The sequence below is a fragment of the Streptomyces sp. AJS327 genome (assembly GCF_013450295.1).
Classification (GTDB): Bacteria; Actinomycetota; Actinomycetes; order Streptomycetales; family Streptomycetaceae; genus Streptomyces.
Window position 1 is genome coordinate 99,355 of record NZ_SKBR01000003.1, and the last position, 25,901, is coordinate 125,255.

Annotated in this window: 17 protein-coding genes, 2 tRNA genes and 1 pseudogene; 9 read left to right on the forward strand and 11 right to left on the reverse strand. The window is 71.9% G+C overall.

All coding sequences use genetic code 11. From position 1 onward, the window contains the following. Window positions 1-354: 354 nt before the first annotated feature. Entirely contained in the window at window positions 355-567 is a 213-nt protein-coding gene (locus E0L36_RS17895; RefSeq protein ID WP_180930150.1) for a hypothetical protein, read from the reverse strand. Between the two features lie 535 nt (window positions 568-1,102). Here E0L36_RS17895 and E0L36_RS17900 point away from each other — a divergent pair. The 7 genes and pseudogenes from E0L36_RS17900 to E0L36_RS17925 all read left to right on the forward strand — a co-directional run. After that, window positions 1,103-1,618, forward strand: a complete 516-nt coding sequence (locus E0L36_RS17900) for a MarR family transcriptional regulator (protein ID WP_180930151.1) — start codon at window positions 1,103-1,105, stop codon at window positions 1,616-1,618. Window positions 1,619-2,159: 541 nt separating this feature from the next. Continuing rightward, window positions 2,160-4,805 carry an MFS transporter gene (locus E0L36_RS17905; protein ID WP_374705554.1) on the forward strand — a complete coding sequence of 882 codons (2,646 nt, stop codon included), beginning with the start codon at window positions 2,160-2,162 and terminating at the stop codon, window positions 4,803-4,805. A 688-nt stretch (window positions 4,806-5,493) separates the two neighbouring features. Then, a complete protein-coding gene (locus E0L36_RS17910; protein WP_180930152.1) occupies window positions 5,494-6,315 on the forward strand; it encodes a YceI family protein in 822 nt (273 codons plus the stop codon). A gap of 142 nt (window positions 6,316-6,457) precedes the next feature. Then, window positions 6,458-6,940, forward strand: coding sequence for a hypothetical protein (locus tag E0L36_RS17915; RefSeq protein ID WP_180930153.1), 483 nt, complete (start codon window positions 6,458-6,460; stop codon window positions 6,938-6,940). A 236-nt stretch (window positions 6,941-7,176) separates the two neighbouring features. Further along, entirely contained in the window at window positions 7,177-8,208 is a 1,032-nt protein-coding gene (locus E0L36_RS17920; RefSeq protein ID WP_180930154.1) for a peptidoglycan-binding protein, read from the forward strand. 853 nt (window positions 8,209-9,061) lie between these two features. After that, the gene (locus E0L36_RS28530; protein ID WP_374705555.1) at window positions 9,062-9,886 is read left to right on the forward strand and encodes an SAVMC3_10250 family protein; all 825 of its coding nucleotides are present in this window, start codon (window positions 9,062-9,064) and stop codon (window positions 9,884-9,886) included. A gap of 129 nt (window positions 9,887-10,015) precedes the next feature. Continuing rightward, window positions 10,016-10,342: pseudogene (locus E0L36_RS17925) on the forward strand (tyrosine-type recombinase/integrase); the annotation flags it as partial. 296 nt (window positions 10,343-10,638) lie between these two features. Here the strand turns inward: E0L36_RS17925 and E0L36_RS17930 are convergent. The 3 genes from E0L36_RS17930 to E0L36_RS17940 form a co-directional block, all read right to left on the reverse strand. Next, the gene (locus E0L36_RS17930) at window positions 10,639-11,502 is read right to left on the reverse strand and encodes a DUF4365 domain-containing protein (RefSeq protein ID WP_180930155.1); all 864 of its coding nucleotides are present in this window, start codon (window positions 11,500-11,502) and stop codon (window positions 10,639-10,641) included. A gap of 301 nt (window positions 11,503-11,803) precedes the next feature. Further along, window positions 11,804-11,876 (reverse strand) — tRNA-Arg (locus E0L36_RS17935). Window positions 11,877-12,286: 410 nt separating this feature from the next. Then, window positions 12,287-12,377 (reverse strand) — tRNA-Ser (locus E0L36_RS17940). Window positions 12,378-13,412: 1,035 nt separating this feature from the next. On the opposite strand from E0L36_RS17940, the gene E0L36_RS17945 reads away from it, so the two are divergent. Both E0L36_RS17945 and E0L36_RS17950 read left to right on the forward strand, forming a co-directional pair. Beyond that, complete coding sequence (locus tag E0L36_RS17945; protein WP_258016323.1) at window positions 13,413-13,919, forward strand: subtilase-type protease inhibitor; 507 nt, start codon at window positions 13,413-13,415, stop codon at window positions 13,917-13,919. 664 nt (window positions 13,920-14,583) lie between these two features. Continuing rightward, a complete protein-coding gene (locus E0L36_RS17950) occupies window positions 14,584-19,401 on the forward strand; it encodes a PAS domain-containing protein (RefSeq protein WP_180930156.1) in 4,818 nt (1,605 codons plus the stop codon). Window positions 19,402-19,524: 123 nt separating this feature from the next. Here E0L36_RS17950 and E0L36_RS17955 read toward each other — a convergent pair whose 3' ends face one another. The 7 genes from E0L36_RS17955 to E0L36_RS17985 form a co-directional block, all read right to left on the reverse strand. Then, the gene (locus tag E0L36_RS17955; RefSeq protein ID WP_180930157.1) at window positions 19,525-21,183 is read right to left on the reverse strand and encodes a long-chain fatty acid--CoA ligase; all 1,659 of its coding nucleotides are present in this window, start codon (window positions 21,181-21,183) and stop codon (window positions 19,525-19,527) included. Between the two features lie 240 nt (window positions 21,184-21,423). Beyond that, a complete protein-coding gene (locus E0L36_RS17960) occupies window positions 21,424-21,855 on the reverse strand; it encodes a VOC family protein (protein ID WP_180930158.1) in 432 nt (143 codons plus the stop codon). Between the two features lie 164 nt (window positions 21,856-22,019). After that, entirely contained in the window at window positions 22,020-22,970 is a 951-nt protein-coding gene (locus tag E0L36_RS17965) for an acyl-ACP desaturase (RefSeq protein WP_258016324.1), read from the reverse strand. Window positions 22,971-22,974: 4 nt separating this feature from the next. Further along, window positions 22,975-23,835: a cyclopropane-fatty-acyl-phospholipid synthase family protein gene (locus E0L36_RS17970; RefSeq protein WP_180930159.1), complete on the reverse strand. Its 861-nt coding sequence runs from the start codon at window positions 23,833-23,835 to the stop codon at window positions 22,975-22,977. Further along, the gene (locus E0L36_RS17975) at window positions 23,835-24,092 is read right to left on the reverse strand and encodes an acyl carrier protein (RefSeq protein ID WP_180930160.1); all 258 of its coding nucleotides are present in this window, start codon (window positions 24,090-24,092) and stop codon (window positions 23,835-23,837) included. The genes E0L36_RS17970 and E0L36_RS17975 overlap by 1 nt, the downstream gene beginning before the upstream one ends. A gap of 319 nt (window positions 24,093-24,411) precedes the next feature. Next, on the reverse strand, window positions 24,412-25,047 hold the full coding sequence (locus E0L36_RS17980) for a PaaI family thioesterase (protein ID WP_308416820.1): 636 nt from the start codon (window positions 25,045-25,047) through the stop codon (window positions 24,412-24,414). Continuing rightward, complete coding sequence (locus E0L36_RS17985; RefSeq protein WP_180930161.1) at window positions 25,044-25,829, reverse strand: ferritin-like domain-containing protein; 786 nt, start codon at window positions 25,827-25,829, stop codon at window positions 25,044-25,046. The genes E0L36_RS17980 and E0L36_RS17985 overlap by 4 nt, the downstream gene beginning before the upstream one ends. Window positions 25,830-25,901: the final 72 nt, after the last annotated feature.

Consider the following 25,901-nt stretch of genomic DNA (forward strand, 5'->3'; position numbering starts at 1 on the left):
TGCCGCCGTACGCGTCGGAGTCGCGCCGCTTCTCCTGGCCTCCGCGTCCGCCAGCTGACGGCGCGCCACCCCAACGCGCGCTGTCAGGCCGAGGGTTGGGCAACTGGCCGGTTCGCGGGCGGATGTTGAGCCGAGGGCTCCGCCGGCCTCGCCGTCCGGGCGGACGGCCGGCACCCCGCGTCGTCCATCAACAGACGGGCACATGAGGTCACTTGGGACTTCCTGGTGCGACCTGGCGCTGCTCGGTGCAGTCGGAACCGTCCGGTGTCGGTCAGTGCCGCTCGGGGCCACGGTGGGTCAGCGGGTGTGGCACGGCGCGCCGCGGAGCGGCGCGGACCGTGTCACGTGTCCGGATCAGGAGAAGGCCAGCCAGGCGACGCCGGCGAGGACCACCACGACGGCGACCACGCCGACGATGACGCCGACCCGGGGGCCGCCCTGCGGAGCCGCGGCGGGCTGACCGCCCGGCGCTCCCCCCTCGTTGACGAATGCGCGGAACATCTGGGTGCTGCCCGCGGGGTCCTGCTGACCTTCGGGACCCTGCGGCGCTGGGGAGTTGTGAGCCATGGGGCAGGACCCTAGCGAACGCGCCACCGGGCGACCATCGGTCCCCCGCACCCCGTAACCCCGCGCCTGAGCCCGGGGCCGCGCCCGCGCCCGGCGAGCCCGCCCGCCACGCTCCGTCCACACCGTCCCGGCGGCCCCGTGCCGCGCTCGCGGCACGTCCACCGCTCGCCGACGCGCACCGCGCACGCTCCGCTGGCCGCGCTCTCGCCGTCCCGCGCCCCGTACCGCCGGGCGGGCGCGCCCCCGCCCGCGCGGCCGCCCCGCGCGCCGCCTCCGGGCGCCCGGGCGGGACGGAGAGCGCGACGTGAGGCTGATCACATTCGGACGGCCAGGGCGGCACGGAGAGGGCGACTCCGTACCCAGGGCGGCGTATCGGTGGGTCAGCGCGCGACCACGGACAGCTTCCGGGCTTGGAGCGGGACACACGAAGGCTTGGCGTTTTGTTTGCCTCGGTTGCCCCAAATCAACTTGCGTACAGCAACTAATGGCTCCTACGGTTGCCCGGAGCAACGATACGAGGGGAGTCACGGTCGCGGTGGCCGCACGAGGGCTGTACGAGGAGCTGGCGAGGCAACTGAGCGCGGTCGGCGTGGTGAAGCGCGAGATGGCCCGCGAGCTGCCCGGCGACTGCCCACCGGCCTCGGTGGGCGTGCTCATGCTCCTCCACAAGCACGGCGAGATGCGGATCAGCAGGCTCACCGAACTGCTCGCCATCGACATGTCGGTGACGAGCCGGCACGTCACACACGTCGCGGAGCGGGGCTGGATCGAGCGCCACCCCGACCCGCAGGACGGGCGGTCCCGGCTGCTGCGGCTCAGCGAGGGCGGCGAGCAGCTGCTCCAGGAGCTGTCCCGCCGCACGGCGGAGACGCTGGAGCGCCAGCTCCGCGAGTGGTCCGACGAGGACGTGGCCCGCCTGGCCACGCTCCTCCAGCGCCTGCGGGACAGCTTCGGGGACGGCCGTGCGCGCCTGCCCCAGCAGGGCGCCGGAGCCGCCGTGGAGCCACCGGGCCCACCGGAGCGCCCGACGGCGAAGCCCCGGCCCGACTGAGGCCGGGCCCGCCCGGCGCCTCCCACGCGCCGGACGTGCGGGCTCGGCCCGCCCCGTACCGACTGCCCGTACCGACCACCGGCCCGACCGCGGGTGAGGGCCCCGAACAGAGACGACCCGCGAACGGCGCCCGAGGGGGCGGCGGACGCCGGACGCCACCGGCGCACGCGGCACGCACCAGTTCCCGCACACCGGAGTGACAGGGCGACGCCACGCGCGTAAACCAGCACCACCGAAGACCACCGCGCCGGAGCCACGCCAGAGCCCCTTGGCACCACGGGCGCCACAGGAACCGCACGGCACAGGAACCACCACACGAGCAGCACCCACCAGCACCCCTGGAACCTCACGCACCACCAGACCCACCAGACCCACCAGACCCACCAGCGTCATCCGACCCGGCGCCCGGCCACGGGCGGGCGCCGCGAGGGCCGGAGCACGCACCGGCCCCGAGCGGACGCCCGCCGGAGGGGAGGGCCGGACGGCGCCGCCGGACCAGGAAACGAACCAGCTGAGCGACACGAGGCGAGAAGGAATCGGCATGACCACCACCCACCCCCCGTCACCGCAGGGGAGGCCGCACCCCGCACCGGACCAGGGGTCGGACGTCCCCGGCGGCGGCGCGCGGCACACGGCGCGGCACGACGGTGACACTCCCGGTGAGTCGCCGGGCATGACCCATCGGCAGGTGCTGGAGGCGCTGTCGGGCCTGCTGCTCGGCATGTTCGTCGCCATCCTGTCGTCGACGATCGTCTCCACCGCGCTGCCGCGGATCATCGCGGACCTCGACGGCAACCAGGGGTCGTACACCTGGGTCGTCACGGCCTCGCTGCTCTCCATGACCGCGAGCACCCCGCTGTGGGGCAAGCTCGCCGACCTCACCAGCAAGAAGCTGCTGGTGCAGTCGGCGCTGATCATCTTCGTGCTGGCCTCGGCGGGCGCCGGGCTCTCGCAGAACGCCGGGACGCTGATCGCCTTCCGGGCCGTCCAGGGACTGGGGATGGGCGGTCTCGCCGCGCTCGCCCAGATCATCCTGGCCGCGATGATCTCGCCGCGCGAGCGCGGCCGGTACAGCGGCTACCTGGGCGCCACCTTCGCCATCGCGACCGTCGGCGGGCCCCTGCTCGGCGGTGTCATCACCGACACCTCCTGGCTCGGCTGGCGCTGGTGCTTCTACGTCGCCATCCCCTTCGCCGTGATCGCGCTGGTCGTCCTCCAGAAGACGCTCCGGCTGCCGGTGGTGAAGCGGGCCAACGTCAGGATCGACTGGGCCGGTTCGCTGGTCTTCGCCGCCTCGGTCAGCCTGCTGCTGGTCTGGGTGACGCTGGCCGGGGACTCGTACGACTGGGTGTCCTGGCAGACCTACGCGATGGTGGGCGGCTCGATCCTGCTGGCGCTGCTCTTCCTGCTCATCGAGTCCAAGGCCGCGGAGCCGATCGTTCCGCTCCGGCTGTTCCGGAACCGCACGGTCTCGCTGGCCTCCTTCGGCTCGATGTTCGTCGGCGTCGCCATGTTCGGCGCGACGGTCTTCCTCTCGCAGTACTTCCAGCTGGCGCGCGGGCAGTCGCCCACCATGGCAGGGGTCTCGACGATCCCGATGATCGCCGGCATCTTCCTCTCGTCCACCGTCTCCGGGCAGGCGATCACCCGCACCGGACGCTGGAAGGCCTGGCTGGTGGTCGGCGGCATCCTGCTGACCGGCGCCTGTGGGCTGCTGGGCACCATGCGGCACGACACCCCGTACTGGCACCTGGCGATCTACATGGCGCTGATGGGCCTCGGCGTCGGCATGATGATGCAGAACCTGGTGCTCTGCACGCAGAACCAGGTCACCCCGCAGGACCTGGGGGCGGCCAGCTCCCTCGTCACCTTCCTCCGCTCGCTGGGCGGCGCCGTCGGCGTCTCGGTGCTCGGCGCGGTACTGGACGAGCGCACCCGGGAGCTGATGGCCAAGGGCCTCGCCGCGATCGGGATCAAGCAGGACGGGGACGGCGGCGGAAGCCTGCCCAACCTGGCCGAACTCCCCGCTCCGGTACGGGCCGTGGTGGAGAGCTCCTACGGGAAGGGCATCGCCGACATCTACCTGTTCGCGGCACCCATCTCGCTCGTCGCCCTGCTGCTCGTGCTGTTCATCAAGGAGGTCCCGCTGAACACCAAGTCCGCGATGGAGCAGGAGGCGGAGCCGGAGGACGGCACCGGACTCGGCGCTGGCCACCCCGGGGGCCCAGGCGCCCCGGTGGACCACGACCCCGCCCTGGCGAGCGCCACCGCCGTCCCGCCGGAGGCGGTGACGGTCACCCCCGAGGGCAGCCCGGACTTCCGGCAGGCGCCCATCGGCTACCCCACGTACGCCATCCCCGCGGACCCGGCGCACGACAGCGTGCCCAGCCCGGTCGGCGGCGGCGTGATCGCCCCCGGCGGCTCCGGGATCGCGGTCCGGGGCACCGTGCGCGGTGCCGAGGGCGGGCTGCCCCGCGCCGCCATCACGCTCATCTCGGCGGACGGGCGGCAGTTGGGCCGCTCGGTGGCGCACCGGGACGGCCAGTACGCGCTCGACGCGCCGGCGCCGGGCTCGTACGTCCTGATCGCGGCGGCCGACGGTCACCAGCCGCTGGCGTCCACCGTGCACGTCGGCACGGAGCCGCTGCACCACGACATCCTGCTCGGCGGCGTCAGCGGCCTCACCGGGGTGGCGCACGACGCTGAGAACGGCGAACTGGTCCCCGGCGCCGTCGTGGTCGTCACCGACGCCCGCGGCGAGGTCGTGGCGTCCGGACGGACCGGCGAGTACGGCGAGTTCCGCTTCGACGAGCTGGTGACCGGCACCTTCACCGTCGCGGTGAACGCCGCCGGGTACCGGCCGACCGCCCGCCCGGTGGAGGTCACGGGACCGGGGGCCACCCGGATCGAGATACCTCTCGCCCAGGGCGCCCGGGTGCACGGCACGGTGCTCGCGGGACCGGGGCGCCAGCCCCTCCCGGACGCGCGGGTGACCCTCCTCGACGCCGCGGGGTCGGTCATCGCCACCGTCACCACCGGCCCGGACGGCGCCTACGCCTTCACCGACCTGGACGCGGGCGAGTACTCCCTCGTCGCGAGCGGATACCCGGCGGTGAGCAGTCGGCTGACCGTCGAGGGCGACGGCGTGGAGGCGGTCGACATCGAGCTACGGCACCCGGACAACTGACCCCCGGCCGGACGAGTCGGACCCGGCGCGCCCGGGCCGGCCCGTTCCGGGGCGGTACGCCCGGCCGCGACGTACCGGACCGGTGACTGGACCGGTACGCCAACCATCCGGGCGGGACGGTGACTTCCGCCCCGCCCGGACCGTCCGGCCCCCGCGCCGCGCACCCCACGACGACTGGCACTCCCCACGACGGCTGACACCCCCACGACCCACCCCGGCCCTCCCGCCCCGCCCGGGCCCGTCCACAGCTCCAACTCCCCACCACACCCGGCGTCCTCGCTTCCGAACCGGCCGACTCCCGCTCCTGCGGGGCCGGTTGCCCGGATCTCCGGCCCGGTCCAGCACGAGCCCCCTCGCGGGCGGAGTGCGGGGTGCGTACGGGCCGAGCGGGGTCGCATGGGACGCACGGGGGCGCGCGGAACGTCGAACTCACCCTGGAAGTCCAGGGGTTCGACCCCCTACTTGAAACATCAGCGACACTACGCACGCAGAGGTGAACGGGGAACGGCTGAGAGTGATCAGAACCGGCGGCGGAGGAGATCCGGCGGAGCGGGCACCGGCTCACGGAGACGACGACCGCGTCACGATCGCGTCCGGGGCGGGGGGCTCCGCACCCTCGCGGTACGACGGCCCCGGCCCGAACAGCGCACGGCCACACCCCCGGCACCGAGGACGGACAAGGAGCGGCATGGCAGGGGTAAACGCACGCATCAGGACCCGGGACGGCTGGGCGGTACAGCACGCCGTGCTCACCGTCACCGACATGGAGGGCGCCCAGGTCCTCCGGATCGAGGCCGACGACGAGGGCGCGGTCCGCAGCGAGACGCCGCTGGAGCCCGGCCCGTACACGGTGATCACGACCGCGCTCGGCTACGCCCCCTCCGCCTCCACCGCCCTCGTCACCGCCTCCGGCCGCGCCGAGTTGGGCATCGTGGTGCTGACCCGGCAGGGCGGGGTCGAACTGCCGCCGCCCGGCGCCTGGACGATCGACCCGATGCACTCGTCGGTCGCCGCCACCGCGCAGCACCTCGGCATCTCCAGCGTGCACGGCCGGTTCACGGACTTCTCCGGACGGATCGAGATCGCCCAGGACCCGGAGAAGTCCAGCGTGGAGGCGGTGATCCAGGCGGCCAGCATCGACACCGGCAACGACATGCGGGACGAGCACCTGCGCTCCGCGGACTTCCTCAACGTCGCGAGCTATCCGTACATCACCTTCCGCAGCAGCCGCATCGATCCAACCGGCCCCGACCGGTGGACAGTTCGCGGCGAGCTGGCCATGCACGGGGTGGTGCGTACCGTGGCGCTCGACCTCGGCTACCTCGGCACCGGCCCGGACCCGTGGGGCGGCACCCGGGCGGCCTTCCGGGCGACCACCGAGCTACGCCGCCGGGACTTCGCGATCAACTTCAACCAGCTGGTCGCGACCGGCGTCGCCGCCGTCGGCACCACTCTCAGGGTCGAGTTGGACATCCAGGCGACCCAGGGCGAGACCCTCCCCTACGCCTGATCCGCCAACCGCCCAGCCCTCCGCCCGGACCCCGTACGCCGGACACGGCCACCGGCGCGGTCCGGCACGCTCCGCCGGAGCCGCTCCGGCCGCGCCCCGCCGCCCGCCGCCAACACCGAACCGCCTGTGCTGAACTGACGGCATGGAGATCGTCGCCACCAGCGTCATAGCCGTCGTGGGGACCCTGCTGGGCTCCGCCAGCACCTACCTCTTCCAGCGTCGCGCGACGCGGCGCGCCGAGTGGTTCGCCCGTACCGAGCGACTTCGGCAGGAACGCCTGGACGCGTACTGCGCGTTGGGCGGCGCCTTGGCCAACTACCGGCGCGGCCAGCTGGACTACTGGTTCGCCCACCACGCGCGCCGCTCCCCCGGCGATGTTCCCGAGCTGAAGCGGGAGGCCCAACGGCTGCGCACCGTCGCGCTGGAGGCGATGTTCCGGGTTCGTCTGCTCACCGAGGACACCGGAACCGTCGACACCGCCCAGCGGGCCCTCCGGTCCGTCGACCGCCTGTACTACGCCACCGACCGCGACGAGTTGGACCGGGGACGGGACGCCTCCCGCTCACTGATCGACGAGTTCGTCACCGCCTCCAAGTCCGGCGTCGCCCTCCCCCAACTCCCCTGAGACCTCCCGCACTTCCGTCCGCCCCGCGCGGCGCGGCACCGACCGCGCGGGGCGGTCACCATCGGACACGGCCCCGCGACCACGGGTGACCGCGACGACCACTCGTGGTCGCCGGTTGTCCATATCGAGCTCGTAAAGGTTTTGGGAAAGGTCTCGGCCACATCCGGTCGGCGAGGCCAGGATGTCGCCGACCGGGTACCCCACACGACACCCGGCCCCCCACACCAGGAGGCTCCATGTCTCTGTTCTCCCAACTCAGCCGCCGGGCACGGATATCGCTGGCCTCAGCGGTCGCCGGTGGCCTCGCGGTCACGGGCATCGCGATCGGCCCGTCGTTCGCCACCGCCGCGCCGCCCAAGGCCACCAAGACGGCCAGCGCCTCGACCTCCGCCGCCGCCAAGGCGGAACCGGTCACCCGACCCGAGGTGCTGCGCCGCGCGGCGACCTGGCTGACCGCCAACAACGGCTCCCAGGTCCCCTACAGCCAGACCTCGGTCTGGTCCGACGGCTACCGGCAGGACTGCTCCGGCTACGTCTCCATGACCCTGGGACTCTGGAAGTCGGGCCCCAACACCGTGGAACTGGCGAGCAACCGCGATCTCACGACGCCGATCTCGTTGAAGGACCTCAAGCCGGGCGACCTGCTGATCGACGCCGAGGGCAGCAACACCACCCGGCACGTCGTGATCTTCGAGGGCTGGACCGACTCCTCACGCACCGCCTACAGCGCCTTCGAACAGCGCGGCGGCCACGGCACCGACCACCGCGTCCTGACCTACGGGCTGGACGGCGGCGAGTACAAGCCGTACCGCGCGGTCAACATCAGCGACTCCGACACCCCCGACGACCCGCCCAAGGACCCGGCTCCCAGCTGGCCGACCCTGAAGAGCGGCAGCAAGGGCACGGACGTCACCACCGCCCAGTACCTGCTCAACGGCCACGGCCACCGCACCGCCAACGACGGCTCGTTCGGCCCGGACACCACCTCCCGGGTGAAGTCCTTCCAGCGCGCCAACGGCCTGGTGGCCGACGGCGTGGTCGGCCCCAAGACCTGGGCCAAGCTCGTCACCACCGTCCAGAAGGGCGCCAGCGGCAACGCCGTACGCGCCGCGCAGACCCAGCTGAACGCCCAGGGCCACCAGCTCGCGGTCGACGGTGAGTTCGGCCCCGCCACCGACGAGGCGGCCCGCGGCTTCCAGAAGAGCGAGGGCCTCGTGGTCGACGGTTCGGTGGGTCCGCTCACCTGGGCCGCCCTCCTCGGTTCCTGACCCGCCCGGAGGGGCCGTCCCACCACGACGACCCGACGGCCCCTCCCCAGCGGACACCCCCACCCGCACCGGAAAACCGCGACGCCGCACGTCGCTGCTGGACGCCGCCCACCGCGCCGCTGGACGTCGACGCCATACGCGCCCAACGCGAGAGGCCCCCGGGATAACCCGGGGGCCTCTGAGTTGCTGCGCGCTCGGCAGGATTCGAACCTGCAACCTTCTGATCCGTAGCTCTATGCGGATCAGTCGGTGGGGGTCAGACCGGCCGCCTGGAGGCTCCGAGGAGGCCTCGCCGGGCGATGTCGGTTACTGGGGTTGCTGTACTGCTGTACCGCGACGGCCCGCGTGGACCCCAGCCGCAGACAGCCCGCCACGACGGCGGGAACGCCGAACGATCAGGCGCGCGTGTGGCTCGCCGCACCGACTGCCGGTCCAGCCACGCTACCGAGCTATCGACGCCAACCAGAACAGACAGCAGCAGTTGCCCGGTCCGCAAGCCCGGAACCTGAGCTTGGGAATCAGGGGGTTGGTGGAGGCTATTGGGCTGGTGAGCTGGGCGGATGACGAGTTCGGTGGGTGTGCTTCGCGGGGTGGATGACCGCTGTTGACCGGTCATCACCGGCTGTTCTGGTGCCGATCTGGTGCGGTGTGGTGCTCTCTAAGCAGCTCAGACAATCAGGGGAATGCAGTCACTGCCGAGGAGGCGGATGAGAGTTGACGGTCTTGGCTGGTTGGCGTGGCTACAGTACTTCGCTGTTGTACACATGGACTTCCCAGTTCCGGCGACGTCCACGAAAGGGACAAATCGACAACTTGTACCCCAGACCGACTGAGCGGTGGCACGCTAGCCTGCATGCCCCGTCGTGTTCGCGCCACGAGAGAGATCATCTACCTGTCGACCGCCAAAGTTGATGAACTCGCACCTCCTCGAAGGTTCGCTGTAAACACTGGTAGGTCATTCGAGATCGAGACAGGAATCACACCAGTTGGCAGCTTTCGTTTAGCCATGGGGGAGCGGCAAGCCAACCGAACTGGAAAGTTCCGCACAAAGAAGGCCATCAAGCGCGTCAGAAGTTCCTGTTGCGCACACACTCAAATCCCGAAGTCATGCGACGGCCTACTTGCGCGAGACTGGGTAGAGTTCTCCGGGAACTTTATGTGCGGCCCAGTCATGAGAGATTCCATCATCCCTGGAGTCGACAGATTCCAGGGGGTATACGGCTACGCAAGTTTTCTGAATTATGATTGCGCCATCCCGGATTGCCAGGGGGTTGAAATACTGCTTTGTGGCTCGATTTCTCACGTTCTGGAATATGCAGATGCGGAGCCGACACGTATGGGCTCCCGGACGGAGTGGGTCCACGATCTGGCGGTTCGAGTGGCCGCTGCGGAGGCCGAACGGCAGCCGATAGAGCCTCCTTCGGTCTCTCTGGCGCGGGTTGAGTACCATACGAAGGCCGAAACCGCCGTGCATTTTGCGCACGACATGCTCTCCGGCCATGCGGCCTACGGGCCAGCAAAGCTCCACGGGTACGCGCGCGTGCTTTTCAACTTCCCCCCGACAGCGGGCCGTGGGCACCGCATGATTCTCGCCACTCCACTCTATGTGGAGTCGATTCCGCGTACCACTCAAGATGGTTCGGTCTTCCTTCCGTGTCCCGGCATTTCTGCTCCATAGATACGAAGTCGGTGGAGCGGCTTTGGGCTGGAGCTGCTTTGGCGTGAGAGATCAGGGGGCCTTACGCTCGCCAGCGGATCGGGCAGCCTCTGCCTGCCCGCGTTGTGCCCGATCGGCCCCCTGATCTTCGAGGCTCGCGGGGAGCTCTGGCAGGACACCCGCGGGCTCGTCTTCACGACGAAGTACGGGACGCCGATCGAACCGGGCAACCTGACGCGCATGTTCGCCCTGCGGGCCAAGCGCGCCGGCCTCCGCTTGATCCCGCTGCGGAACACCCGGCACACCACCGGCGCGCTCCTGGTCGTGGGCAAGGTCCACCCAAAGGTGGCACAACGCATCCTGCGGCACTCGCAGATCGCCATGACAATGGACGTCTACGCGGACGCCGACGACGCCGAGGTACGGGACGCGCTCCGACAGCTCTCGGAAGCACTGCGGGGTGGATCAGCCGCATAAGAGTCCGTTGCCGCACTTCGCTGTTGTACGACGCGGAAGAGCCCCACTCCGAGTGATCGGAACGGGGCTCACACTTGATGCGCGCTCGGCAGGATCAAACCTCCATCCAACTGATAGACGTCTCACACCAAATCGACCGGGTTCCAGGGGCCGGGCTAGGATGGAACCGGTTCGTACGGACGATGTCGAACGCTCGGTCGCGATACAGCGAGCATGGCCTGCGGCCGGTCCGATGGCATATGAAGCCTTGTAGGCTGCGCAGATTCATGACTGGGTACCTGGGGCCCGGTTGCGTCCTAGGTCTCTGCATCCAAGTCGATTACAGATCCCGAACCGACCTCCGCGTCTCGTCGCATCCACTCTGTAGTGGAGAAACAGGACGCGAGCCACAGCGCTTCGGGCATGTTCAAGATGGTCCCGTTGACCATCGCGATGGGCGCGAGCCGCCGCATCTCCTCGGGGAAGTCGCTACCGAACTCAAGTCCCAGAGGTGCACCCCCCGGGATGAGCAACCCGCCGGGGGTGATCAGAACGGGGTCCCAGTCGAGGTCGCTGTGCAGAAGAACCGCGTGGGACTGACCACGGCGTTGCCAGAAGATCAACTGCTCGCCGTGTTCATTGACCCAGTGAAGGACATGGTCAGCAGGCTCAAAGGTCACTCCTGCCATCTCGCCGAGGTGGGCCAAGACGGCATTTCGACCTCGGTACCCGCCCACATACGCGCGGGCCCTGTGCACGAACGACGCCATGGAGTCGTCATCGAGCACATCCGTGGCCAGGACCCTGATCGTTCGCAGCCGACTGCTCCTGCTCGCCCCACGTCGTAGATGCTCAGTGGCATTCGCCCAATGCAGTCGGCCCGTGTCCGGGTCGAAGACGACACAGAACACGGGAACATTCCCATTCGTCCAGGTCTCTCCATGCTGCCGAACCGGCACAGCGTATCCATAGGATCGCCGCCATGAGGCACCCCCCTTGACCTGGACTTTGATGACGTCATTGGTCACGCGGCCAGCGTCCGCGAAGGTAACGAACAGGTCTTCGCCATAGTCGTTCTGGCCCGAGATCTCTTCCACCACGTGGCCGTGGCTCTGCAGAAGCGTGCGTAAGGCGTTCACGGCTGCCTGCTCCATCCGCCGCCCCCTGGGAATCTTGGTCACTGCTCTCCCTTCGCTCGATCGCGTGCGCCGCACCTTCTCACCCGCCTCTGACACTGAGACAGGGAACGAGGACTCTCGCCAACGCGAGACTGTGCCGTGCCGATGCTTCATGCACGCAGTGAGCGCTTCTGGAGGGCGCCGTCGGGCAAGCTTCGGGGTTGCTCTACCGAGATGGCCCGAACGCGGTGATCTATAGCTGTGACAGTGGGCGCACCGCCGCTGACACGGTTGCTGTACTTCGCTGCTGTACAGCAAGTGAAAGCCCCGTCCCGAATGATCGGAACGGGGCTTTCACTTGCTGCGCGCTCGGCAGGATTCGAACCTGCAACCTTCTGATCCGTAGTCAGATGCTCTATCCGTTAAGCTACGAGCGCCTGGCCTCCGTCTGGTCGGTCAGACCGGACGGCGCGTTGCGGGGACAACATTACAGCACCCGTGGCCGCTGGCGAAATCTCTTTCCCCTACCCCTTCTGACCTGCACGAATACCCTGATTCAGGGGCTGCGGCGGCGGGGCCGGACTCCCCGGCCGGTCGACGCCACGGGCGTCGTCGAGGGCCGGATCAGTCGCTGTCCGTACCCGTGGACGCAGGCATGCTCACCGACGGTGAGTGAGGTGACTGGGCCCACCGAACACCGTCACCTCCCGGCCACCGAGGGAACCCGAGGGGGAGCCGGAGGGAGCCAGGAGACACGGGCGCGACGGGATACGCGAGGCCCCACGGTTGCCGGGACACGCGAAAGCCCCGACCGGGGTCGGGGCTTTGTGATCATGGTGATCCAGCGCGGAGGCGGAGGGATTTGAACCCTCGATGGGGGGTAAACCCCAAACCGCATTAGCAGTGCGGCGCCATAGACCAGACTAGGCGACGCCTCCATACACCCACCGGATGGCGTTGGGTGTGTGCAGATGATGGCACAGCCGGTGCGGCCGTCTCCAATCGGACCCCACCGTACTGGGTCAGGGGAGCGGTGGGCAAAGAGTTACCCCCGGAGCGGTCGAGGAGCGGGCGAGGAACCCCGGGGAGCACAGGGGAAGATGGGCGAATACCGGGGAAGATGGGGCAATTCCGGCAGGGAGTACGGCGGTAGCCGCCGCGCGAGCCCCGCTTCGCACCCACCTCGGCCCCACTCCAGCCTCCACCTCCGGGCACCTCGGCCCCACCTCGACCGCACGGCAGCCCCGTTTCGACCGCACCCCGGAAACCACGGCAACCCTCGCGACCCCGCTTCGACGGGACTTCGGGCCCAGCCGGACGGCACCCCGAGGACCACGTCGACACCCCGGCCCCGCGACGCCCGCCTCGCACCTCCGCTTCCCCGCCATCCACCCGAGGCTCGCGGCGTCGCGGAGGCGCGGAGAGACGGGGCGCGGAGGGGCGAGGAGGGGCGAGGGGGCCGGGGTTCGCCGAGAGCGCGTGACCGGCTGGCGTCGCGGATCGTGTTCGGGCGTACGCGGGTCGTGTGCGGGAACTGACGGCTGGCGCGGGAGACGACGGGGTGCGCCACGGGGGAGCGGCACCCGAGCGGGGGAGTTGGTCGCGCGTACGGACGCGGGGGCGGGAGATGACCGGCGGCGCGCAGTCGGCGGGGCGCGGGAGAGCCCCGCCGCCGGGGCGCCCGTGGGGCCGTACGCCGGGCGGAGCGCGGTGACTGGCTGGAAGCGTTCGGTGACGCGTGCTGTTCGGCGTCTCCGCACCCACTGATCCGCAACGGAGGGCGGTATGGCGCGTTAGGCGGAGTGGGATGCCCCGCTTCGCCCCCCGGCACCCGTGCCGCGCGGAGGCACCGGGGGGAGCGGCGGGGAATCGCGAAACCGGCGAGCCGTTGCCACCATGACGAACGTGGCAAACGGGACGGAAATCCGTGAGCCGGGTAACCAGGGCCAGGTCGCAGAGAGACAGGAGTGACGATGTCGCACCGCATCCTCGTTACCGCCACCGTGGGACTTGTGGGCGCCGCCGCGACGGCGGTCGGCTACGCGGCCCCGGCCACCTCGGCGGCCGGGAGCACCACCGAGGTCATGCGCCCGGTGGGGTCGGTCAGTTCCGGACAGCAGGCGCGGTCCGCGCCCAAGGACGGCTCGGTCGGGCCGAACACGCTGGACTTCGTCGTCAAGGACAGCGGACGACCGTCGATGGACGGTACGTACCGGCTGGAGTGCGATCCCGTCGGCGGAGACCACCCGAAGAAGCGGGAGGCCTGCGCTGCGGTGGACCGGGCGATGGGCGGGGAGCGGAACCCCTTCCGGCAGGTGGGCGCGGACGAGCAGTGCGCGATGATCTACGGCGGTCCGGCCACCGCCCACGTCACCGGCAACTGGCGGGGCAAGCCGGTCGACGGCGAGTTCACCCGCGCCAACGGGTGCGAGGTGGACCGCTGGGACTCGCTCGTCCCCGCGCTGCCGAAGATCAAGTGACCGACGCGGGACGGATGCCGGACAGCTGCCCGGCTGCCGGGGTCCACCGCGAAGGCCACCGCCGTGGTGGTGTTCCGTCCCGGCACGCTCGTCCGCTCGCCGCAGCCCCCGTGGCGCGCCGGGTGCGCCACGGTCGGGGGGCGGTCAGCGTCGCTTCGTGATCATCCGGTGGTACGCGGTGGAACGGCCTCCCGCATGCGGACGGTGGGCCCGTCGGATGGGCCCGGCTCGCTGAAGGCGGTCAGCGGGGCGGCCACCGGTTCGGGTGATGGAAGGGGCCGGGGTGGCAGCGGGGTCCGGTGGCGGGCCCGCACGGAGGTCGTCCCGGGGTGAGCGGCCCGGAACGGCGAGCTCTCCGGAACGTACTGCTCCGGATCGGGACGTCCGGGCGCTGAAGCAGCCCGGAACCGGGGGAATCCGGCCTGATGTGACCAGCGTGTGAGAGGAGTGAGAGGGGCGGGATGGACAGGTCGGGCGCACGGGAGGAATTCGCTCCTCCCTCTCGCGCATCGCGTACATCCCCCGCCGCGTGTCGGAGGGCTCCCCGTAGACTCCCCTCTAGTGACACGCCCGGGGCGAACGGCAGACTGTCGGCCGAGACCGGATCGGCCGAACCGGGCGTCTGGTCACCAGCACCGTGGGGTCAGCAGGGAGGAACGTCGCCGTGAGCAGCAGGCCATCCCGAGGCGCTGCTCGCCTCGCCGCCATACTCGACGCGCTGCCCGACGCGTTGCTCCTCGTGAACTGCAACGGCACGGTGGTCAACGCGAACACCATCGCGCTGGAGGCGTTCGAGACTCCGGGCACGGCGCTGGTGGGGCGTGGACTCCTCGATCTGCTGCCGGAGTTCGACTCGCGGCGCATCCCCGGGTCGATGCGCAGGCCCGAGGAGCGCGCCGAGGAGAACCAGGGGCGGACGAAGCCGACCAGGATGGTGGCACGCCGAACGGACGGCAGCACCTTCCCCGTTGAGGTGACGAGCGCCAACCTGGAGGACGGACGGACGCCGTACGCCTCCGCGTTCGAGGCCGCGTACGCCGACCACCCGCCGGGGAGCAACGGCTACACCGGCAACGAGCTGCTGATGCTCGTGGTGCGGGACCTGACCGGCACGCTGCATGCCGAGGCCGAACTCGGGCGGCAGCAGCGGCAGACGGAGATGATCCTGCGGGCCGCGTCGGAGGGCGTGGTGGGCGTCGACGCGGGGGGCCGCGTCGTCCTCGTCAATCCGGCCGCCGCGCAGATCCTCGGATACCGCGCCAGCGACCTCGGCGGTCAGGAACTCCACCCGCTCGTGCACCACTCGCGGGCGGACGGCACCCCGGTGTCGCTGGAGGAGACGCCGCTGGGCGACACGTTGCGCTCCGGCCGTAAGCACCGGGTGCGCGCGGGTCAGGTGCTGTGGTCGAAGGACGGCACCGTGGTACCCGTCGACATGACCACCGCGCCGGTGCGGGACGGGGAGCAACTCGTCGGCGCGGTACTGACGTTCACGGACCGGCGGGCGCACAACGCGATGGTCGCGCGGCACGAGCAGCTGCTCGCGGTGCTGGAGGAGGCGCTGCGGGGCCCGTTGGAGCAGCTGCGCGGCGAACTCACCGGGCTGGCCGCCGATCCCGCGGGGCAGCTCTGGCCGGAGGCGAACCAGCTGCTGCACCATCTCGCCGCCGGGTACGGCCGGATGACCAAGCTGGTCGAGAACGTCCTGGGCTACCAGCGGCTGGACGACGGCCGGGAGAAGCTGCGCTACGCCAGGGTCTCGCTGGACACCGTGGTGGCGGCGGGCGTTGACGGCGCGGTGGAGCTGATCGGCCCCGGGCGGGCGCAGTTCGCGGTGCACGCCCCGCCGATCGAGGCCGAGGTGGACGCTGAGCGGCTGGCCGTCGCGCTGTCCCATCTGATCGCCGACGTGGCCGGAGTGGACTCGACGGGCAACACGACCGTGGCGCCGCCGCCGGGCGTCGACCCGACGATCGTGGTGGCCGCCGCGCGACGCGGCACCGTGGTCCGGATCGAGGTGCGTGGGCCGCACACCGGCGGGGACCGGGTGCACGAGCCGATGGTGCGCGGCATCGTCCGGCAGCACGGCGGCGTCTTCCAGACGCACGAGATCCCTGGCGGGTCCGGTGGCAGCGCGTACGTGCTGGAGGTCCCGGTGACACCCGACGGCGGTGAACTCCCGCCCGCCGAGGGCGCGGAGGCCGCTCCGGGCGCGGTGGACGGCGGGCAGGGCGGCGCGGTGGACGGCGCGTCGTCGCCCGAGCGGGACGCGGCGGAGGGCGCGGGCGAGGGGGGCGCGGAGCCGCCGGAGGCGGACGCGACCCTGGGCGGCCAGGCCGTCGAGGGCAACGAGACGACGGTGATGCCGGTGCCGGCCCAGCCGGTGCGCGGCACCGAGGACCAGGCCCCCTCGTCCGGGGACGGCTCGGGCAGCGCGCACGGCGCGTCCGGGGTGGGCGGCGCCTGGGCGCACTCCAGCCCGGAGCCCGCTCCGGGTGCCCCGGCATCGCCCGTGGGCGGCGTCCCGGCGGACGCGGGGGTGGCGTCGGGCGCGGGCGAGCCGACGGCGGCGGGCGTGGCCGACGGCGGCGAGGCCCCCGGCGCGCCCCAGGACGAGACGGCGCGGGGTCTGGTCCCCGCGCAGGCCCAACTGCCCGCCGCGGAGCGGCAACGCCCGACGGGACGGCGGCGGGGTCGCCCCAGTCCGGGTGAGCGGGCGGCCGTCGAGGGCTCCGGGGAGTACCCGGCGTTCGACGGTCCGGCCGAGCCGACGGCTGGGCACGCGCTGCCCGGCGGCGAACCGGAGGCCCCGGTCGGCCCGGAGGAGGCGCACGCCCCGGAGCGTCCGGAGGGCGTGGCGCTTCCCCAGCCAGCGGGCCGTCGGGCGCGGCGGCCGCTGGCCTCCCCGGCCGGGCACCCCGCGGACCCGTCCGCCGAACAGCCGGGAACGGGAGCGCCGACGGCGCCCGGGCCGGTGGACCCGGCGGGTGCGTCCGAGGGCGGACGCCGCCAGTTGGTGCCCTCGCCCACGCCCCCGCCCGAGCAGGCGGTGCTGACGGGCCCCACCCCACCGGGCGGCCCCACCCCACCGGGCGGCCCCACCCCACCGGGCGGCCCCACCCCACCGGGCGGCCCCACCTCTCCGGCGGGGACCACCTCTCCGGCGGGCCCGGCCGGTGGGCAGCCGGGACCGGGGGCGCTGCCGCGCGACCCGGCCCAGGGGGAGCTTCCGCAGGGCGAACTCCCGCAGGGCGCGGGGCAGTCGGGCATTCCGAACCAGGCCGCACCGGGGACCGGTCGACGTGCGCGCCGCCCTGAGGACGGCGGGGCCACCGCTGCCGAGGGGGAGTCCACGGCCGGTGAACCGACCGCCTTCGACCATCCTCCGGCGGGTTCGAGCACCGGGGGCGGCGGACGGCGCGCTCGTCGGCTCGCGGCGCAGGCCCGCGCCCGGGCCGAGTCGGAGGCGCTGGCCCAAGGCGCGGAGTCCACCGCCGAGGCCGCCGTGGCCGAGGCGCCGTCCGGACCGGCCGCGCTGCCCGGATCGGCCCGTACGACGGACCCGTCCACCGGTTCGCCGGGGGCCCCTGTTTCGGCGCCCGCAGCCGGGCCCCCGATCGCGGAACAGCCTGGCCCGCTCCCCGCTCCGGACGCCGAGGGGCACCTCGCACAGCAGCCCCCGCAAGCACCGGCATCGGCACCAGCACCAGCACCAGCACCAGCACCCCAACCGGGACAACCGGCGGCACCGCGACAGGGGCCGCAGGGGCCGCAGTTGCCTCCCGGGCAGCCCATGCCCGCGCAGCCGCTGCCGGGGCAGCCGCCGGGTCAGCTCCCCGAGCGGGCACCGTCGCCGGACGCACCGGGGCTTCCGGGCGTTCCGGGTTCCGGTGCGGCGCCCGGGCTTCCGGCCGAGGTGGTCGCCGGTGCGCCGGTGTCCGCTCCGGTGGATCCCCGTCAGCCCGGACCGCAGGGGCCGCCCGACCAGCCAGCCCAGCCAGCGCGGCCAACCCAGCAGGGGGAGACGGCCGTTCCGGGGGACGCCCCCGAGGAGGCGCGGCCGGTTGATCCGCGCGCCGGGGACGCGCTGGGCGCGACTCCGGAGGCCGAGGCGGGCGACGGTGGACCCACGTCCGAGCCACAGGGCGTTCCGACGGGCGGCACGCACAACGCGGTCGCCGCCAGCCCCATCCTGGGCGGCGGCGCGCAGGCGCCGGGGCGTCCCCCGCTGCCTCCGGCGGAAGCGGAGCGTCCGGCGGATGATTCCGGCCAGGGTGGTCCGCGCGTGCGCACGCTCGGTCAGGGTGTGCCGTACGCGCGGCACGTGGCCGAACAGGCCGCCGCCCAGCAGACGTCGAACGGAAGCCAGGGCGGCCAGGGGCCGGTGAGCACCGCGACCGCCATACCGTCCACCCCCTCCACCCCGGCTCCGCCGCCCGGTTCCGGCCGGCGGCGGAAGCTCGCGACGCCGACGGAGAACCCGGAGGCCGCCCCGGGGCAGGCCGTGCCGGCCGCCCCGCCGTCCGCGGCGCCGGGTCCGCAGGGCTTCGTCCAGCCCGGTCCGGGGCCGCTGCCGCCGCAGGAGGGGTCCGCTCCCCAACAGTCCGGTCCCGCACGGGAGTTCGCGGTGGGTTCGGGGAACGGTTCCTCGGGTGGCGGCACGGAGGGCCCGGAGCCGCTCGACGGTCCGGACAGCCCGGTGGAGGTCACCGACGGCCGGGGCGTGCCGGTTCCCGCCGCGCTGCGGGACGCCGAGCTGCCGCCGGAGCCGCTGGACAACCCACGCCGTCTGCTGGTGTGGCCGGAACCGGACGTCTCCACCCAGCAGGCGCTGTCCGAACGGGGCTACCGTCCGGTCCTGGTGCACTCCCGGGAGGAGGTCGACGCGCAGATCGCCGCCTATCCGGCCGCGCTGTTCGTGGACCCGCTGACCGGGCCCATCACCCGTACCGCGCTCCAGTCCCTGCGCATGGCGGCGGTGGCCGCCGAGGTTCCGGTGCTGGTGACGGCCGGGCTGGGACAGGCGACCCGGGAGGCCGCGTACGGCGCGGACCCGGCGGTGCTGCTGAAGGCCCTGTCACCGCGGGACAGCGAGCAACACCCGCCGCGTGTCCTGTTGGTGGAGGAGCACCAGCCGATCGCGGCGGCGCTCACGGCGACGCTGGAGCGGCGCGGGATGCAGGTCGCGCACGCGGCGTCGGACGCGGACGCGGTGAACGTCGCCGCGCGGACGCGGCCCAACCTGGTGGTGATGGATCTGCTCCAGGTGCGGCGGCGCCGCGCGGGCATCATCGACTGGCTGCGCGTCAACGGGCTGCTCAACCGCACCCCGTTCGTCGTCTACACGTCGGCGGACATGGATCCGGCGGCGCTGCCCCGGCTGGCCTCCGGGGAGACGGTGCTGTTCCTCGCGGAGCGGTCGACCAGCCCTGAGGTGCAGTCCCGCATCGTCGATCTGCTCACCAAGATCGGCGCTCGCTGACCGTCCGTCTCCCGGGGGGCCGACCCCCGGGAGCGCCGTCCCTCTCGTCGCCCCGTCCGAACTGTCGTGTCGGGGCGATGTGTTGACCGGATGTCGGGCGATACGAGCTACGGGGCCGCGGGGCTACGGGGTGAGCAGGGTGACGTCGAGTTCCCCGGCGGCGTGCCACGCGCGGAGCACCTTCTTGTCGAACTTCCCGACGCTCGTCTTGGGGATGGCGCTGACCCGCGTCCACCGCTCGGGTAGCTGCCAGCGGGCCACCCGCTCGGCGAGGAAGGCGCGCAGCTCCTGGTAGGTGACGGCGTCCGCGTCCTCGGCCAACACGACGGCGGCGAGGGGGCGTTCGTCCCACTTCGCGTCCGGCACCGCCACCACGGCGGCCTCCGCGACCGCCTCGTGCGCCATCAGCGCGTTCTCCAGCTCGACCGAGGAGATCCACTCTCCGCCGGACTTGATGACGTCCTTGGCGCGGTCGGTGATGGTGAGGTAGCCGTCCGGGGTGATGGTGCCGATGTCGCCGGTGCGGAGCCAGCCGTCAGCGGTGAACTTGTCCTCGGGGCGCTGCGGTTCGCCGTCCGCGCCGCCGTAGTAGGAGGCGGCGATCCAGGGGCCGCGCACCTCCAGCTCACCGGCCGACTCGCCGTCCCAGGGCATCCGTTCGCCGTCGGGGCCGGTGAGCCGTGCCTCGACGGAGCCGACGAACCGGCCGGTGCGGTAGCGGTATCGCCAGCGTTCCTCGCCCTCCGCTCCGGCGGGGGGATGGCCGACGCAGCCCAGCGGGGAGGTCTCCGTCATGCCCCACGCCTGCACCAGGCGCAGGCCCAGCTTCTCCTCGTAGCCGCGCATCAGGGTCGGGGGGCAGGTGGAGCCGCCGGAGATCACCAGGTCCAGCGAGGAGACGTCCCGTGGTCTGGCCTCCAGTTCGGCCAGGAGGCCCGCCCAGATGGTCGGTACCCCGGCGGTGAAGGTGGGGCGCTCCCGCTCGATCATGTCCGCCAGCGGGGCGGGCTGGAGGAAGCGGTCCGGCATCACCAGCGAGGCGCCGCTGAAGAACGCGGAGTAGGGGATGCACCAGGCGTTGACGTGGAACATCGGCACGACGGGCAGCACGCGCGAGGAGAAGCTGAGCCCGAACACCTCGGGGGCCAGCGTCGCCACGGTGTGCAGGTAGATGGAGCGGTGGGAGTAGGTGACGCCCTTGGGGTCGCCGGTGGTGCCGGAGGTGTAGCAGAGCGCGGCGGCCTGGCGTTCGTCCAGTTCCGGCCAGTCGTAGTGTTCGGGGCGTCCCGCTATCAGCTCCTCGTACCCGTGCACGTGGGCGTGGTGCCCGTCGAGCGCGGCGCGGCTGCCGTCGCCGGCGACGACGATGTGCCGCACGCTGTCCAACCGTGGGAGCAGCGGGGCGAGGAGGGGGATCAGCGTGTCGTTGACGATGATGACCTGGTCCCGCGCGTGGTTGATGATCCAGGCCAACTGGTCGGCGGGGAGGCGGAGGTTGAGGGTGTGCAGCAGCGCGCCCATGGACGGCACCGCGAAGTACGCCTCCAGGTGCTCGCCGTTGTTCCACATCAGCGTTCCCACGGGGGTGTCCGTGGTGACGCCGAGTTCGTCCCGGAGGGCGTGGGCGAGTTGGGCGGCGCGGGTGGCGGTCTCCGCGTAGTCGCGGCGGCGCGGCTCGCCCTCGCCGGTCCAGGTGGTGACCTCGGCCCCGCCGTGCACCGTCGACCCGTGGGTCAGTATCCGGGACACCGACAGCGGGATGTCCTGCATCGAACTCTGCACCGGGGGCCTCCACGGGGTACGGCTGTAAGGGTGCCCGTGATTCTCGCGGCGTACCGCGCGGTATGTCACTACCCCTGTCACACCCACTCCCCCGGCGTTCCGGACCCGGGGGGCCGGTGGGGGTGGGAGGACCCGGGGCCCCGGGTCCTCGGCGGGGAGCGCCGTGGTTTCCGGCACTGGTCCCAACTCCCCCGGTCTCCCCCGGTGTTGGCGGGTGACTGCCGTGGCGGGGGCCGGTGCTCAGGTGGTCTCCCTGGCCCCTCGGTAGGTGCCGAAGGTCCACAGGTTGCCCTCGGGATCGCTCGTCGTGAACGTGTAGGAGGCGGCTCCGGAGCCGAAGGTGGCGTCGTGCGGGGGCTCGGCCACGTGTCCTCCGGCCTCCCGCACGCGCGCGTGGACGGCGTCCACCGCGTCCACGGTGTCCGTGGCGAGGTAGACGGCGCTGGTTCCGGCCCGCATCCCGCCGTGCACGCTGTCGGTGTGCTTCGTCGATCCGAGGACCAGGGCGCCCCCTCCGGACCAGCCCAGTTCGGCGTGTACGACGTCCCCCTCGTCGTCCGGCACCGCGATGATCTCGTCCAGTCCGAGGACGTCGACGAGGTAGCGCAGCGCCGCGTTCGTGTCGTCGTAGTGGAGGACCGGCCAGATCGGTGAACTCGTCGCGTGGGTCATGGAGTTCACCGTAGGACGGTCGCGGGAGGCGGGTGGGGCCGGGGCGGCGCCGGACGGGGTGCGCGTACTCCGCCCGCCCGGCCGGGGTGCGCCGGCGGGGTGCGGAAACACGGCGGCCGGGCCGCCCGTGGAGGGGACGGCCCGGCTGCCGGGTGGGACGCGGGTCAGACGGCGGCGACCGTCCGGCACGACGAGATGAAGCGCGTCAACTCGTCCATCCGGTCCGATTTGGCGTCCACCGCGCGGTTGACCACGCGTATCAGGTGCTCGTAGGCGTCGGTGTGGTCGTAGCGGGCGGTGTCCGCGATCTTCAGGGCCCAGCGCCAGTACCCGCGCATGGTGCCCGCGAGCGGCATCCGGAAGGTCGCGATCACGTCCCGTACGGGTTCGACCACCGCGTCACCGTGTTTGCGCAGATAGCGCTCGACGGTGTCCGCCATGAACGCGAAGTGCCGGGCCTCGTCCCGGCTGAGCCGCCCCAGCACCTCCGCGAGCACGGGCTCCTCCACCACGTCCCGCAGCTGCTGGTAGTAGATCTGGGTGGCCTTCTCCTGCACGAGCGTGTACGCGAAGTACTGCACGGCGTGCTCGTAGGGCAGCGTGAACTCCCGCTGCCCCTCCACCGCCAGCTCCGCCCGGAGCGTCTCCGGGTCGGTCAGCCCGGAGGCCGTCTGGTAGCGGGTGAGCGCCCGGGCGTGGGTGTCCTCCTCGGCCGCCCACCGGACGGTGAAGTGGTACAGCTCCCGGTTGTGCAGGTACGTCTCCCGTTCCACGTCGCCGTTGACCGGGAACAGCTTGTGGTACATCGCGAAGTAGCCGGGCAGGTGGTCCTCGATCAGGGTGACGAAGCGCACCGCCGACCGCTGGCCGTCGGTGAGACGGCCCGCGTCGGCCTGGTCCCAGCTGGTGATCGACTCCACGTCCCAGCGCCGGGAGACCGGCGTGGCCCGCATGAAGTCGGTGACGGACTCCTCCACTTCGAACGGCTCCAGCATGGGGCCGATCGCCGTACCGGGCGGGGTGGTCGCCGCCCGGGCGTCCTCCGGCACGCCCATGCCGCCGCGCGCGCCGTCCTCCGTGCCGGGCGCACGGGGCTGACGGGTCTCGCCGCTCATCGCCTCACCTCCCCTTCCGGCACACCAGCGCGTAGTGCTTGGTGGTGTAACCCCACCCCGCGTTGGCGACCTCCAGATAGCGCTCCAGGTGCTCGGCCATCCCCGGCCGCACCGCGTCGATCCGCTCGGCGCGCTCGCGGACGTTGACGATCCAGTCCTCGATGGTGCGGTGGTAGTCGGCGGTCAGGTCGTCCAGGCTCTGGATGGAGAAGCCCACGTTCTCGGCGCCCCGCACCAGTTCGGACAGCGGCCGCAGTTCGCCGTAGCCGAAGATCGAGTCGCGGACGAACTGGGTGCCCGCCCGCTCGTCGAACTCGGCGCGGACCCCCTCGCTGCGGAAGCAGCTCTCCGACACGTACAACCGCCCGCCGCGCCGCAGCAGTCGGCGGGCCCTGCTCAACACGGCCTCCAGGTCGGGCATGTGGACGATGGAGCCGAGCATGGTGACGGCGTCGTAGCCGCCCTCCGGCAGCTCCACCTCCTCGAAGTGCCCGACGACGCTGGACACCCGCTCGGAGACGCCCAGTTGGGCGGCGCGCTCGGCGATGTAGGCGTGCTGTTTCCCGGCGGGGCTCACCCCGAGCGTGGAGCAGCCGTACTCCTTGGCGAAGTGCAGGATGACCGAGCCCCAGCCGCAGCCCGCGTCCAGCACCCGCTCGCCGCCGCTCACTCCGAGCCGGTCCGCGACGAACGCGAGCTTGTTGAGCTGCGCCTGCTCCAGGGTGTCCGAGGGGGACCGGTACAGCCCGGAGCTGTACTTGCGCAAGGGGTCGAGGAAGAGCCCGAAGATGTCCGGGTCGAGGTCGTAGTGGGTGTTGGTGTTCGATAGGGACGGACTGTCCGTCCCGGCTGGTGCCGTGGTCATCAGTTGCCCTCCGCCAGCGCCTTCTCCACCACGGTGACGACTTCGGTGATGGTGGAGAGACCGAAGACGTCCTCGTCCTCCAACTCGATGTCGTACCGCTGCTCGATCTTGGCGACCATCCGCAGCACCTTGACCGAGTCGGCGCCCTCCAGGGAGCGCAGGTCGGTCTCGGGGGTCAGGGAGTCGGCCGACTGGCCGATCTCGCCCGCCACGATCTCGGTGACGGTGGTCAGGATCTGCTCACGCTGCTCGGTCATGCTGGATTCACCTTTCTAGGGGTACTGCCGGGTCTGGCGGCCCTTCGCCCACTGGCGAGGAGCGTCGGATCCCGGGGGTGGGATCCGGGTAGTGGTCGGTCCCGAGGGGCCCGCTCGGTCGGGGGGTGGACGGGTGGTTGGGGAGTCGGGTGGCCGTCAACCGGCGGGAACGCCCGGGCGGTCGCGCCGGATCCGGCAACTCCCTCCCACGTCCACGCCTTCCGCGTCACCCCGCGAAGCGCGGGCGTGCGCACGGACCGTCGGCGGCACCACGGTTCACTCCAACCATTCGTGTGTGACGGGGAGTTCGGCTCCGGCGTCAGCCGGAGGCCGCGCCGTCACCGCCGGGGCTGGCGGTGACGGACGAGGCGCCGGTCAGGCCCTCCGTCCGGGTGCGGTCGAGCCGTTCGACGAGGTCGGCCGCGTCGTGGTCGGTCATGCGCAGGTGCTCCCTGGCCCGGTCCATCGGGACGCAGCGGTAGCTGGCGGTGACCGTCGCCATCACCTCACCTGCCGCGTCCACGACCTCCGCCGTGGCGTGCGTGATCTCCTCGCCCTCCTTCTCCGGACGCAGCCGCGCGACACAGTGGTACCGGTCGCCGACCGCGAGCGGGGTGAGGTAGCGGACGCGCATCGCCACCGTGAAGGCGGGGGTACCGCGCCGGAGCACCACGAGGTTGCCCATGGTCTCGTCGCAGATCGTGGAGATCAGTCCGCCGTGCACCACACCGGGGTACGACTCGTGCGCCCGGCCGAGCCGGATCTCGGTACGCAGCCCTCCGTCGTGCTCCTCGAACAGCAGCCGCAAACCTGCGGAGTTGTGCGGCGAGCAGCCGAAGCACTGGTAGTCGGGCTGGGCGGCCCAGGGCACCTCGATTCCGGCTCTGCCGGTGTCGGCGCCGCCCTCGGCCTCCGCCGCGCCGTCGGACGCGGTGGCGGTGTGCGCGGCGGTCACGAGAGCGCCCCGGCGAGGGCGCGCCGGATACGCGCGCCGCTGGTCAGGTCGAGCCCGGTCATGGAGCCGAACGCGCCCCGCACCTTGGCGTGCAGCTGCTCCAACTCACCCTCGGAGGCGACCTTTTCGAGGAAGAACTCGAAGCCGGTGTCGATGGTCTCGAAGTCCCCCTCCACCAGGCTGTCCTTGAACAGGCTGACCGGGTGCTTGATCTTCGCCTCGGAGGTGTAGACGTAGAGCGTCTCCAGCACCGAGGGCAGTTCCTCGGGCAGCCGTTCCAGCCGCGTCTTGGTGTAGTGGATGAACTCCCGTGCGTGGCCCGCCTCGTCGCGGCTGGCGCGCCGCAGCAGGTCCCGGAGCACCGGCTCCCGCACCCACTCCGCCACGGCGCGGTAGACGTGGTTGACGGTCAGCTCCGAGATGATGTTCGTCGCCAGCGTCGCCGAGGGCGTGCTGCCGGGCGCGTACGGGGCGCGCATCGCGTCCACCGGACGCTGGTCCACGTCCTCGTCGATGGCGCGCAGCCAGGACTTGAACGCGTAGTGGTGCTGGAGTTCCTGGTAGCCCCAGATCGCCGCGAACGCCGAGAAGTCGTAGTCGTCGACGAACTCGTTGAAGAAGCCGTGGGTGGCGGCGATCGAGTTGCACTCACCCATGACCGCGCTCTTGGCGAGGGTCACGTACTCCGGCTCCACCAGGGAGCGGTCGACCGAGTCGAAGTCGATGTCGGAGAGCTTCCAGTGGTTCCGTTCGTAGTGGTTGAAGACGTCGAAGGCATGCATCTGGACTCCATTGCTGCGAGGGTGTTCCTGCTTGTCGGATGGCTCGGTCAGGGCCCGGGAGCGCCGGGCCGG

Coding starts and splice junctions, on each gene's coding strand:
- E0L36_RS17895 (WP_180930150.1), bottom strand. CDS start 567: ATGGCTCACAACTCCCCAGCGCCGCAGGGTCCCGAAGGTCAGCAGGAC.
- E0L36_RS17905 (WP_374705554.1), top strand. CDS start 2,160: ATGACCACCACCCACCCCCCGTCACCGCAGGGGAGGCCGCACCCCGCA.
- E0L36_RS17910 (WP_180930152.1), top strand. CDS start 5,494: ATGGCAGGGGTAAACGCACGCATCAGGACCCGGGACGGCTGGGCGGTA.
- E0L36_RS17915 (WP_180930153.1), top strand. CDS start 6,458: ATGGAGATCGTCGCCACCAGCGTCATAGCCGTCGTGGGGACCCTGCTG.
- E0L36_RS17920 (WP_180930154.1), top strand. CDS start 7,177: ATGTCTCTGTTCTCCCAACTCAGCCGCCGGGCACGGATATCGCTGGCC.
- E0L36_RS28530 (WP_374705555.1), top strand. CDS start 9,062: ATGCCCCGTCGTGTTCGCGCCACGAGAGAGATCATCTACCTGTCGACC.
- E0L36_RS17945 (WP_258016323.1), top strand. CDS start 13,413: ATGTCGCACCGCATCCTCGTTACCGCCACCGTGGGACTTGTGGGCGCC.
- E0L36_RS17960 (WP_180930158.1), bottom strand. CDS start 21,855: ATGACCCACGCGACGAGTTCACCGATCTGGCCGGTCCTCCACTACGAC.
- E0L36_RS17965 (WP_258016324.1), bottom strand. CDS start 22,970: ATGAGCGGCGAGACCCGTCAGCCCCGTGCGCCCGGCACGGAGGACGGC.
- E0L36_RS17970 (WP_180930159.1), bottom strand. CDS start 23,835: ATGACCACGGCACCAGCCGGGACGGACAGTCCGTCCCTATCGAACACC.
- E0L36_RS17975 (WP_180930160.1), bottom strand. CDS start 24,092: ATGACCGAGCAGCGTGAGCAGATCCTGACCACCGTCACCGAGATCGTG.
- E0L36_RS17985 (WP_180930161.1), bottom strand. CDS start 25,829: ATGCATGCCTTCGACGTCTTCAACCACTACGAACGGAACCACTGGAAG.